The sequence below is a fragment of the Cohnella algarum genome (genome assembly GCF_016937515.1).
Classification (GTDB): Bacteria; Bacillota; Bacilli; order Paenibacillales; family Paenibacillaceae; genus Cohnella; species Cohnella algarum.
Window position 1 is genome coordinate 1,132,288 of the sequence record NZ_JAFHKM010000002.1, and the last position, 11,552, is coordinate 1,143,839.

13 protein-coding genes and 1 pseudogene are annotated in these 11,552 nt (G+C 61.4%); 2 read left to right on the forward strand and 12 right to left on the reverse strand.

The features are described 5' to 3' along the window. The first annotated feature begins 51 nt into the window (after positions 1-51). Positions 52-366, forward strand: coding sequence for a hypothetical protein (locus tag JW799_RS05120; RefSeq protein ID WP_205428902.1), 315 nt, complete (start codon positions 52-54; stop codon positions 364-366). Positions 367-894: 528 nt separating this feature from the next. Here JW799_RS05120 and JW799_RS28305 read toward each other — a convergent pair. From JW799_RS28305 to JW799_RS05175, 12 genes and pseudogenes are all read right to left on the reverse strand, one after another. Then, positions 895-2,030, reverse strand: a pseudogene (locus JW799_RS28305) (NADH-quinone oxidoreductase subunit N). Between the two features lie 161 nt (positions 2,031-2,191). Continuing rightward, positions 2,192-2,434: a hypothetical protein gene (locus JW799_RS28315; protein ID WP_240353151.1), complete on the reverse strand. Its 243-nt coding sequence runs from the start codon at positions 2,432-2,434 to the stop codon at positions 2,192-2,194. Positions 2,435-2,437: 3 nt separating this feature from the next. Further along, entirely contained in the window at positions 2,438-4,045 is a 1,608-nt protein-coding gene (locus tag JW799_RS05130) for a complex I subunit 4 family protein (protein WP_205428904.1), read from the reverse strand. Next, positions 4,045-5,925, reverse strand: coding sequence for an NADH-quinone oxidoreductase subunit L (nuoL, locus tag JW799_RS05135; RefSeq protein WP_205428906.1), 1,881 nt, complete (start codon positions 5,923-5,925; stop codon positions 4,045-4,047). The genes JW799_RS05130 and nuoL overlap by 1 nt, the downstream gene beginning before the upstream one ends. A 4-nt stretch (positions 5,926-5,929) precedes the next feature. Further along, complete coding sequence (nuoK, locus tag JW799_RS05140; protein WP_205428908.1) at positions 5,930-6,238, reverse strand: NADH-quinone oxidoreductase subunit NuoK; 309 nt, start codon at positions 6,236-6,238, stop codon at positions 5,930-5,932. Further along, entirely contained in the window at positions 6,235-6,759 is a 525-nt protein-coding gene (locus tag JW799_RS05145; protein ID WP_205428911.1) for an NADH-quinone oxidoreductase subunit J, read from the reverse strand. Before JW799_RS05145 ends, nuoK begins: the two co-directional genes overlap by 4 nt. After that, complete coding sequence (nuoI, locus tag JW799_RS05150) at positions 6,760-7,215, reverse strand: NADH-quinone oxidoreductase subunit NuoI (protein WP_080832596.1); 456 nt, start codon at positions 7,213-7,215, stop codon at positions 6,760-6,762. It lies immediately after the preceding gene. A 13-nt stretch (positions 7,216-7,228) separates the two neighbouring features. Next, a complete protein-coding gene (gene nuoH / locus JW799_RS05155) occupies positions 7,229-8,236 on the reverse strand; it encodes an NADH-quinone oxidoreductase subunit NuoH (protein ID WP_205428913.1) in 1,008 nt (335 codons plus the stop codon). Then, positions 8,236-9,336, reverse strand: a complete 1,101-nt coding sequence (locus JW799_RS05160) for an NADH-quinone oxidoreductase subunit D (RefSeq protein WP_080832598.1) — start codon at positions 9,334-9,336, stop codon at positions 8,236-8,238. The genes nuoH and JW799_RS05160 overlap by 1 nt, the downstream gene beginning before the upstream one ends. Positions 9,337-9,342: 6 nt before the next feature. After that, positions 9,343-9,951 carry an NADH-quinone oxidoreductase subunit C gene (locus JW799_RS05165; protein WP_080832599.1) on the reverse strand — a complete coding sequence of 203 codons (609 nt, stop codon included), beginning with the start codon at positions 9,949-9,951 and terminating at the stop codon, positions 9,343-9,345. Continuing rightward, the gene (locus tag JW799_RS05170) at positions 9,948-10,466 is read right to left on the reverse strand and encodes a NuoB/complex I 20 kDa subunit family protein (protein WP_080832600.1); all 519 of its coding nucleotides are present in this window, start codon (positions 10,464-10,466) and stop codon (positions 9,948-9,950) included. The genes JW799_RS05165 and JW799_RS05170 overlap by 4 nt, the downstream gene beginning before the upstream one ends. Continuing rightward, positions 10,451-10,822: an NADH-quinone oxidoreductase subunit A gene (locus JW799_RS05175; RefSeq protein WP_080832601.1), complete on the reverse strand. Its 372-nt coding sequence runs from the start codon at positions 10,820-10,822 to the stop codon at positions 10,451-10,453. The genes JW799_RS05170 and JW799_RS05175 overlap by 16 nt, the downstream gene beginning before the upstream one ends. Before the next feature lie 112 nt (positions 10,823-10,934). Between JW799_RS05175 and JW799_RS05180 the strand changes: the two genes are divergently transcribed. Then, positions 10,935-11,495 (forward strand): MarR family winged helix-turn-helix transcriptional regulator, encoded by a 561-nt coding sequence (locus JW799_RS05180; protein ID WP_240353152.1) that lies wholly within the window; start codon positions 10,935-10,937, stop codon positions 11,493-11,495. Positions 11,496-11,552 lie beyond the last annotated feature (57 nt).

The window sequence follows — 11,552 nt, forward strand, 5'->3', positions numbered from 1 at the left end:
ATGAGTCGCCACGACTCAAATGGATTGGCAGCTTGGTGCGGAGGCGGTGAGATGGGTCATTTTTACTCAAATGCGTATGGCCGTGTGCGTTTGGCGGGTCAAGATGAATCGCCACGACTCAAATGGATTGGCAGCAAGCGTTCGGAGGCGGCGAAATGGGTCATTTTTACTCAATTGCGTATGGCTGTGTGCGTTTGGCGGGTCAAGATGAGTCGCCACGACTCAAATGGATTGGCAGCTTGGTGCGGAGGCGGTGAGATGAGTCATTTTTACTCAAATGCGTATGGCTGTGTGTGTATGGCGGGTCGAGATGAGTCGCCACGACTCAACTGGATTGGCAGCAAGCGTGCGGACGCGGTGAAATGAGTCATTTTTACTCAAATGCGTGCGGCCATCTGCGTTTGACGCGTCGAGATGAGTCACCACGACTCAAATGGATCGGTAGTAAGCGTGCGGACGCGGTGAAATGAGTCATTTTTACTCAACTGCGTGCGGCTATATGCGTATGGCGCTTCGAGATGAGTCGCCACGACTCAAATGGATTGGCAGCTTGCGTACAAAGGCGGTGTGCGTATGGCTGTTCGACTCGGTTTTGCCTGGTTTGCTCTCGACCCGTCCCCCTATTGCGCCCGAATCTAGCCCGGTTCGCCTCCGATTAGGCGGGCTCGCGCCCGGTTCGCTTCCCATTATGCAGGCTCGCGCCCGGTTCGCCTACCGACTTCGCCGACCGCCTCCCGCCCCCTTTCTCCTCTTCACCTTATTCCCTCCTGTTTCGACGCCAATACCGATCGCGCCCAACAGTCTACAACCCCATCCGCGGCGGCCGGCACGGCGACGAGCAGCGAGAAGCGCGCCCCCAACCCGCTCCCGCTTCGCCCGCGCCCGCATTCCCGCTCATCCCGCCAACAAATCCGTGCCGACTTCGAACAGGCGGTCGATCAGGCCGAGCAGCGGACCGGGAAACGCGCCGAGCGCGACCGTCCCTGCCGCGCACAGCCAAATGACGAAGCCCGCGGGCACCGGCAAGCGGACGGCAGGCTCCTCTTCCCCAGGCCGCATATACATTTGGCGGATGATTTTGAAGTAGACGTAGTACGAGACCGCGGTCGTCGCCACGATGATCGCCGCCAGCCCGTACGCTCCCGTCCGCACCGCCCCGAACAGGATGAACAGCTTTCCGGTAAAGCCCCCCGTAACCGGCAAGCCCGCGAGCGAGCAGAGCAGCACGGTCATCGCGACGGCCGTCCGGGGCGCCCGGTGATACAGGCCGGCAAAGGCGGACAGATCTTCTTTTTGCGAGGATTGCGACACGACGGTCAGCACGGCGAACGCGCCGATGTTCATCAACGCGTACGCGATCAAATAGAACAGGAATTCCGCAAAAAAGGAGGCGTGCAGGTCGGTTTTGTCCAGGGCAAGCGGCACCAGCAGCATTCCGGCGTTCGCGACGCCCGACAGGGCGAGCAGCCGTTTCGCGTTTTGTTGCCGCAGCGCCCCGACCGTGCCCGCGATCGCGGCGGCGGCGGCCAATGCGGCAAGCGCCAAAAAGACGTCCCCGGTCAGATGCGGATCGCTCCCGGCCGCGAAATAAGCCGTATTCATGAAAACGCGGTATACCATCGCCAGCGCGGCGCCCTTCGCGACGACGGCCAGAAAGGCGGTCACCGGCGTCGGCGCTCCCTGGTACACGTCGGGGCCCAGGCATGAAACGGAGCCAAAGCCAGCTTGACCGCGAACCCGGCAACGAGAAGAAAAAAGGCGACGTAAACGAGCGTCCGGAAATCCCCCGCCCCCCGCTCCAACCCTCGCGCGATCTCGTCCAGCCGCGTCGAGCCGGTCACCCCGTACAAGAACGACATGCCGTACAAAATAAACGCCGAAGCCGTCCCTCCCGTCACGACGTACTTGAACGCCGCCTCGCTCGCAAGTCCGCTGCTTTTGCGCGCTCCGACGAGAACGTACGAGGCGATGCCAAGCAGCTCCAGGCCGATGAACAAGGTCATCAGATCGGCCGAGGAGGCCATTACCATGGCGCCGGCAACCGCCGGAAGCACCAAATAGTAAAACTCGCCCTTGATCGGGACGTCTTTCGGGCGAACCGTCCCGAGCGAAGCCAAAACGATGAGCGCCGATGCGCCGAGAAACGACAGCTTCAGCAGATGACCGAAGTCGTCCAGCCTCAAGCTGCCGTTCAGCAGGCTGTGCGTTCCTTCCCCCCGGCCGCCGCGGCCTGATGAAAATCGTACAGGTGCCAGCAGACGAACGCAGCCGCGGCGGCGAGGCCGAGCACGGTCCCCGCCCCGATCCAGTCGCGGTTAACCCGATCCGGCAGCAGCAGATCGAGCGCGGCGAGCGCAAGGGCGAAGCCGACGAGAACAAGCTCGGGGGCCAAATACCAGGCGTCGCTCCACGTTAACGTTTGCACCGTTTCCATCGCTTAGCCCCCCATCCTCGTCCGAAGTTCCCGTACCAGCCCGTCGAACCCGTGCTGCAGCAGATCGGTGACCAGCGACGGATAAACGCCGAGCAGCACGATCAGCCCCGTCAGCGCCGCCATCGGCAGCGCCTCGACGAACCTCGCCTCCTTGAGGCCCGCAAACCGCTCCGGCAGCGGGCCGTACGTCATCGCCAGCACGCTGCGGAGGATATAGACGGCCGACAGCAGCACGCCGAGGACGCCGAGCGCGGTCAGCCACCGCATCGAGCCGAACAGGCCGAGAAACGACAGCAGCTCGCCGACAAAGCCGGACAGCCCCGGCAAGCCGAGCGCGGCAAGTCCGCCCGTCAGCAAAATGCCGGACGTGAACGGCAAGCTGCGCGCCAGCCCCCCCAGCTCGTCGATCCGCGTCGTGCCCGTGCGCTCGTGCAGGCATCCAACGACGAGAAAAAGAAGCGCCGCGATCAGGCCGTGCGAAACCGCTTGGAATACCGCGCCGGCGAAGCCGATTTCGCTAAGCGAAGCAAGGCCGAGCAGCACGATGCCCATATGGCTGATGCTGGCGTAGCCGAGCACGAGCCGGAACTCTTTTTGCGCGCAGGCCAAAATCGCCCCGTACAAAATATTGACGACGCCGAGCGCCGCCAGCGCCGGAGCCCATGCTTCCAGTTGCGAGGGAAGGAGAAATCCCGCAAACCGAAGGAGGCCGTACACGCCCAGCTTCAACAGGATCCCGGCATGAATCATCGCGACCGGCGCCGGAGCTTCCGCGTGAACCTTCAGCATCCAGGCGTGAAAAGGAAAAACCGGCACCTTGATCCCGAAGGCGACAAGCAGCAGGACAAACGCGATTTCCTTCATCCCCTCGGACGGAAGCGGCACCCCCAGGGCGTTAGCCGCGGCCGGGTCGGCCAAATGGGCAAGCATCGCGTCATAGTTGCCGCTATAGGTCAGCAGCGTGCCTCTCCCCGTTTCCTCGGCGCCGAACCCGATCGTGGAGACGAGCAGCAAAAAGGCGAACAGCATCGCCGCCGAGCCCAGCCCGTTGTAGACCAGGAAGCGGTTCGCGGCTTTTTCCCGTCCGAATGCTCCCCAAATGCCGATCAGGAAAAACGTCGGAAGGAGGGTTAACTCGTAAAAGATGAAAAAGAGCCCGACGTCCCGCGCCAGAAACGCGCCGTACATGCCCGTTTGCAGCAGCAGAAGAAGAACGTAGTACGTTTTGCGGCGCTTGCGGACATGCACGGATGCGAGAACCGCCATCAGCGACACGACGCCGGTCAGCAGCACGAGCGGCAGCGAAATGCCGTCCACGGCCAGATGGTAGTCGAAGAGAAGGCGGAAGGAAACGACGCCTTGCTCCTTAAGTTCCGCATCCACGCCTAGCGGAACCGACAGCCAGGTCGCATGCTCCGTATAGCGCTCCCCGCCGAACGCCGGCTCGTAGTCCATGTACAGGCCGACCGCCGCCAGCAAGGGCAGCCCCGTAAACCCGATCGCCGCCCCCCGAATCAGACGCCCGTTCTCGCGCGGGAGCAGAAGCAGGAGCAGGGAACCTGCGAGCGGAAGGAGCGCGATGATCGACAAAACCGGAAGCGCCTCCAGCATTACCAGAACCTCCTTCCGGCGATGGCGAGCGCCAGGACGACGACGGCGATGACGGCCGCGAGGGCGTAAACCTGCATTTGGCCGTTCAGCAGGCGGGAATGCAGCCGGCCGAGCGCCTGGACGGAACTGGCGGCAAGCCGGCCCGCCCCGTCCACGACCGCTTCGTCGAACAGACGCAGCGCCCGGCCGAGCCCCTGCAACGGCTTCGCGAACAAGAACCCGAGCGCCTCGTCCACGTAAAATTTTCGCTCGGCGAGCCGAATCGGCCAGGCGAAGGTTCGCTCGATCCCGTCCTTGTTCAGCGAGCCTTTGCCGTAGACCATCCAGCCCAGAAAAAGTCCGAGCGCGGCAGCGGCCGCGGAAACCGCCATGATCCAGAGGCCGTGCCCATGTCCCGTCTCCTCCCCGCTCAGCCACGACTCGAGCCCGCCCCCGAACGGCGACTGCGCAAAGCCGGCAACCGCGGCGGGCACGGCCAGCACGAGCAGCGGCACGGTCATGACCGCCGGAGCTTCCTTCGCCCGGACGAAAATTTCCGCATTGCCGCGAAACTTGCCCGCAAACGCGAGAAAGAACAACCGCGCCATGTAACAGGCGGTCAAAAACACGGTTCCCGCCGCCGCCGCGAACAGCAGCGGATGGCGATCCGCCGCCGCGGCCAGCACGGCGTCCTTGGACCAGAAGCCCGCCAGCGGCGGAATGCCCGTCAGCGCCAGGGCGCCGATGCCGAACGTCCAGGCGGTCGTTTTCATCCGTCCGCCGATGCCTCCCATTCGGCGAAGATCGCGGGTATGCAGCGCGCGGATGACGTTGCCGGCGCCCAAAAAGAGCAGCGCCTTGAAGAAGGCGTGCGTGAACAGATGAAAAATCGCCGCCGTCCACGAACCGCTGCCAAGCGCGAGCATCATATAGCCCAATTGGCTGACGGTCGAATAGGCGAGCACGCGCTTGATGTCGTGCTGCTTCAACGCGATCGCGGCCGCGAGCCCCGCCGTCAACGCCCCGATATAGGCTACCGCGTTCATGGCGAAGGCGGAGGCTTCGAAAATGTCGTACGTCCGGGCGACGAGAAATACGCCCGCCGCCACCATCGTTGCGGCGTGTATGAGGGCGCTGACCGGCGTCGGCCCCTCCATCGCGTCCGGCAGCCAAATATGCAGCGGGAACTGGCCCGACTTGCCCGCCGCGCCGAGAAAGAGGAGCAGCGCGACGACGGTCGCGAGCTCCTGCGAGACGACGCCGGCCTGGGAATCGAACACGTTGTGCAGCGTCACGAAATCGAGCGCGTGGCCGGGCATGTAGCGAAAGAGCAGCAGGATCGCGATCAATAGGCCAAGGTCGCCGACCCGGGTGACGATGAACGCTTTTTTGGCCGCCGCCGCGGCTTCCGGCTTCCGGTACCAGAATCCGATCAGCAGGAACGAGCTGACGCCGACAAGCTCCCAACCTATGTACAGGAGCAGCAGATTGTCCGCCAGCACAAGCCCGAGCATGGAGGCGGCAAACAGGGAGACGTAGGCGAAAAACAGGTTTTTCCGTTCGTCGTCCCGCATATAGCCGAGCGAGTAGATCAGAACAAGGACGGAGACGAAGGAGACGACGGCGAGCATGAGCGAAGTAAGGTTCGTCACTTCAAAGCCCGCGCGCAGCGACGCTTCTCCGACCGTCAGCCAACGGAATCCTGCGCTGTAGTCCTCGGCATCGCCCCCGAGCCGTCCGAAAACGATAAGCAGCGATAAAACAAGCGAAGCAAGCGAGGCGGCGATCGCAACCGCCGGACCGGCCCGCTTCAGATGGCGGCTCAGCGCCGTCAGCGCGGCGAACGCCGCGAGCGGGAACAGCGGCGCCAAAAAGGCGTATTGGGAAAACGCGGCCGGCATACGCTCACCCCTTCAGCTTGTCGTATTCGTCGACGTTTACCGTCGCTCTGCCGCGGTACAGGACGATGAGCACCGCAATGCCGACGGCGGCCTCCGCCGCGGCGACCGTCATCGAAAACAGGGAAAAAATTTGGCCGGAAAGCGAAGGAACGACGCCGTACCTGGCGAAAGCGATCAAGTTCAAATGGGCCGCGTTCAGCATGAGCTCGATGCAGAGCAGCACGATGACGGCATTGCGCTTCGTCAACACCCCGTACAGCCCGATGCAGAACAGAACGGCCGCCAGCGTCAAATAGGAACCGAGCAGGCTCATGCCGAATCCGCCTCCCTTTTGGCCAGCGCCACCGCCCCGATGAACGCCACGGTCAGCAGCACCGACACGAGCTCGAACGGAACGGCATACCGCGTGAACAACAGCAGCCCGATTTCCAGCGTGTTGTCTTCCGGCAGCGCCGCCTCCGGAGCGGGAAAGCCAGAACCTCGGATCGCGTAAAACAAAATGCCGAACAAGCACAGGCAAGCGACGGCGGCCAGCGTTTCCCGCAGCGGCCTCCCGCGCCCGGCGCCTTCCTCCCGATGGTTCGTCATCATGATGCCGAAAATCATCAAGATCGTGACCGCCCCGACGTAGAGCAGCACTTGCACGAAAGCGACGAACTCGGCTCCGAGCAAAATAAACAGCCCGGCCAGCGAAACGAACGCAAACGCCATCGACAGCGTCGCGTGCACGACCTTGACGAAGCTTAATGCCATGACCGCTCCCGTAACCGCGCAAACGGCAAGGGCGAAAAACGCGACGAACTCGCCGTTCGCCTGCCATGTTCCGTCCAGCATCTATTTGCCGCCTCCTCTCTGCGGAGCGCCGATGTTGTTGTTGTCCCGGCGGACGTTCCGATCGTTGCCCGCAAGCCACTCCCGATCCTTGAACAGCTCGTCGCGGCTGTAGGACGCCAGCTCGAAGTTGCCGGTCATGACGATCGCTTCGGTCGGACAGACCTCGGTGCACAAATCGCACAGGATGCAAATTTCGAAATTGAGGTCGAACGTGTCGATGACCTTGCCTTTCTTTTCCGGGTCGGGGTTCGGCTTGCCCGTCAGCGAGATGCAGTCGGTCGGGCAAATGCGGGCGCACTGATTGCAGACGATGCACAAGTCCGGCTCGAAATATTGGATGCCGCGGAAGCGGTCGGGCATCCGGATCGGGATGTCCGGGTACGCATACGTCGCTTTTTTCGAGACGAGCGTCTTGAGCGTCACGCCGAACCCTTTTGCCATGCCTGAGCCTTTCATTTCGCCAGCCTCCTTAGCCGAGCCATTCGATGCCAAGCGCCGTCAAAAAAATGTTCGCGATCGCGGCCGGCAGCAGCACCTTCCACGCAAGGCCCATCAACTGATCGACCCGAAGCCGCGGCAGCGTGGCGCGAATCCAGACCAGCGCAAAGACGACCGCCGCGAATTTGAGCGCAAACCAGACGAGTCCGGGAACAAAATCGAGCTGCGGCAGCGGCGCGTTCCAGCCTCCGAGGAACAGGACGGTCGCCAGGCACGCGATCGCGTAAATGTAGACATACTCCGCCAGCATGAAAAACGCGAAGCGAAAGCCGCTGTACTCGACGTGGTAGCCGGCGACGAGCTCGGATTCGGCTTCCGGCAGGTCGAACGGCGTCCGGTTCAATTCGGAGATGGCCGCGACGGCGAACACGGCGAATCCGACGATTTGGGGGAACAAGTTCCAATGCCAGAAGTACCCTTGCTGATGCAGCACGATTTCGCGCAAATTCAGGCTTTCCGTCATCATCGCCACGCCGACGACGGACAGCACGAGCGGCACCTCGTAGCTGATCATCTGCGCCGCCGAACGCATGCCGCCGAGCAGCGCGTACTTGTTGTTGGAAGCCCACCCGGCGATGACGATCGCGATCGTCGTGATGCCGGACAGCGCGATGTAATACAGGAAGCCGACGTTGAGGTCGGCGAATTGCAAATTCAATCCGTAAGGGATAACCGCCAGCACCGTAAAAGAGGGGATGAACGCCAGCGCGGGCGCGAGCACGAACAGCGCTTTGTCGGCTTTCGCGGGAATGGTGTCTTCCTTGATGAGGAGCTTCGCGACGTCCGCGACCGTCTGCAGCAGACCCAGCGGTCCGGTGCGGTTCGGGCCGTGCCGGAATTGCATCCAGCCGATGACCTTGCGCTCGAAGTAGATGGCGTACGTGACGAAAACGATGACGACGGCAAGAAGCAAAAGCGTGTACAGCACGTACGTTCCCGCCGTCCCCCAGGAGACGGGATCGTCCCAGAAACGCTGCATCAGCAATCCACCTCCCCGAGCACGATGTCGATGCCGCCGAGGATCGTCACCAGGTTGGTCATGCTCTCGCCGACGAGCAGCTTGGGCAGAATTTGCAGATTGACGAACGACGGCCGCCGAAACTTGAGCCGGTACGGCTCCGCCTTGCCGGTCGAAACGATGTAGCAGCCGATTTCGCCGCGCGGCGATTCGATGCGTACGTAGATTTCGCCGGCCGGCGGCCGGATCACTCTCGGCACCTTGCCCATCGTCTCCCCTTCGGCCGGAAATCGTTCGAGCGCCTGTTCCAGAATGCGCAGGCTTTGCCGAATTTCCGCAAGCCGGACGAGGTAGCGGTCGTAGCAATCTCCGCTCGCGCCGACCGGGACGTCGAATTCGAACCTCTCGTACAGGCTGTAGGGCTCGTTTTTGCGCAAATCCCATTTGACGCCCGTCGATCTTAAATTCGCCCCCGACAACCCGTAGGCGATCGCCGTCTCGGCATCGTAGGCGCCGACCCCTTTGATCCGGGACAGGAAAATTTCGTTTCCGCTGACGAGGCCGTCGTACTCCTCCAGCTTGCCGTACATCGAGCGGACGAACCGTTTGACCCGGTCGATCCAGCCTTCGGGAGCATCCCATTTGACGCCGCCCACCCGCATATAGTTATAGGTTAATCTCGCCCCGCACAGCTCGTTGAACAGCTGAAGAATCCGTTCCCGGTCGTTGAAGGCGTACAGAAACGGACTGAGCGCCCCGATGTCGAGCAAGTACGTCCCCCACCAGACGAGGTGGCTCGCGATTCGCTGGAGCTCCATGACGATGAGGCGAAGAAATTCCGCCCGCTCCGGGACTTGAAGGCCCATCATTTTCTCGACGGCGTGAACGAGCACGTAATTGTTGGTCATCGCGGACACGTAATCCATCCGGTCGGTGTAAGGAATGATCTGCGTGTAGTTCAGGCTTTCCGCCAGCTTTTCCGTTCCGCGGTGCAAATAGCCCATGACCGGCGTCGCTTCGGTGATGATTTCCCCGTCCAGCTTGACGATAATCCGAAATACGCCGTGAGTGCTCGGATGCTGGGGACCTACGTTCAAGAGCAGCTCTTCGGTCCGTATCACGCCGGCTCACACCTCCGGATCGAGCGGTACGTAGTCTTTGCGAAGCGGATGGCCCTCCCAGTCGTCGGGCATCATAATGCGCCGAAGGTCCGGATGGCCGGGAAAATCGATGCCGAGCAGATCGTAAATTTCGCGCTCGTTCCAGTTCGCGGTTTCCCACACCGGCGTCGCCGACGGAACGGACGGCGCCTCCCGGCCGGTGCGGACTTTGACGGCGTAGTTGTGTCCGCTGGCCATATTGAGCAAATAGTAGACGACTTCCATGTGCGTCTCGTAATCGACGCCCGCCACGTTCCGGAGGTAGTTCGCGTTCAGCTCGCCATGGCTTCGGAACAGGCGGGCGGCTTGCGGCCAGCGCTCGTTTTTGACGACGATCGTCGGCAAATGGCCGTTCGCCTCGTTGATCGAAGCCGCCTCGACCGCGTCCTCGGCGACGAGCTCGCGCAGCAGCCGTACGGCCCGGTCGAGCCTCTCCTGACCCGGCGAGGGCGGCTTCGGCGGCGGGGCTTCCGCCTGCGGCCCGCTATTTGCCGCCCCGGTTGCGCCCGCGCGCTCGGATTCGCTGTTCGCCCCCACTTGCCGCCGTTTCGCTTCGTTTTGCTCCTCCCCGCTCATCCGCTCGTCACCCGCTTCCCGGTTCTCGCCTCGTAGCGGATTTTCTCCTGAAGCTTGTTAATGCCGTAAATGAGCGCCGCCGGATTCGGCGGACAGCCGGGGATGTAGACGTCGACGGGAACGATTTGGTCCACCCCTTTGATGACCGAGTAGGACTTCACGTACGGGCCGCCGGCCGTCGCGCAGGACCCCATCGCGATGACCCATTTCGGCTCCGGCATCTGGTCGTACAGACGGCGAAGCAGCGGGCCCATCTTCTTCGTCACCGTTCCGGAGACGATCATGACGTCCGCCTGGCGCGGCGACGTCCGGAACATGACGCCGAACCGATCGAGATCGTAATGAGGCGCGCCGGCCGCCATCATCTCGATCGCGCAGCAGGCGAGGCCGAACGTGAGCGGCCACAGGGAATTGCTGCGGACCCAGCCTTTGAGCGTTTCCAGACTGCCGATAAACACGTTCCGCTCCAGCTCCCGGATGTCCTCCGGGGAGACGTTCGCTAGATTGAATTCCACTGCAGCACCTTCTTTCTCCAGGCGTAGACGAGGCCGATCAGCAGCAGGCCGGCGAAAATCGCCATCTCGACCAACGCAAAAAGACCGAGCTTCTTATACGCTACGGCCCACGGGTACAGGAAGACGGTCTCCACATCGAATATGACAAACATCAAAGCGTACAAATAATACCGGACGTTGAAGCGAATCTGGCTTTCGCCCACGGGATCGTTCCCGCTCTCGTAGGCGATTTCCTTTTCCGTCGTCGGCTTGGCGGGGCGCAGCCTTTTGCCGAGCTGCAGCACGACGATCGGAAACGCGATTCCAACAATCAGGAAGACGGCAACTATGACGTACTGATTGGCGTAATGCTCCACATCATCGCCTCCGTACGGCGGGACGGAACGTTCCCGAGCCCCCGGCCTAATCGTTTCCTTTTGCAATTATAGCAAAGGCTTCCAGCGGCGTCCACGGTAAAAGCGTTTTCATTTGTCGACAACAACCGCGCTCCTGTTCGATGAAAATATAGTGTTAGACGCCCATGCCGCTAACGCGGCACCATCATGCTATAATGATTACATGAATAAGAGCGAACTGAACGAAGAAGAAATTCAATTATGGTATAAGTGGAAAGGCTCCTTTCACAGCATCTTCGGTCGCGTAATCAAAGAGATGTCCGATCGCACCGGACTATCAGAGGGCGATTATGGAGTCCTGGACCGGTTAGACCTTCTGGGGGACGGCAGCCTACGCCAACAGGAACTCGCGGAATCTATGGACTGGGATAAGAGCCGATTGTCTCATCATCTAACGCGGATGGAGAAACGCAGGCTGGTGATGCGGAAGCCATTAGACACCGATCGCGGTGTTCAGGTCATCATTACTCCCACTGGCAAATCAGCCTTAAATGATGCACGTCCCATCGTCTCCATGGCCATACGCAAACATTTTCTGGATCAATTAACCGATCAAGACGTGGAGTCGATTACGAAGCTGGCGGAAAGAACAAAAAAAGGGTCTTCAGCATCTTATACTGACCCGACGCCATGACTGTGTATTTTTAAGCAGATATTGAACGTGAATTAATCCGGCCCCTTCCACCAAAAC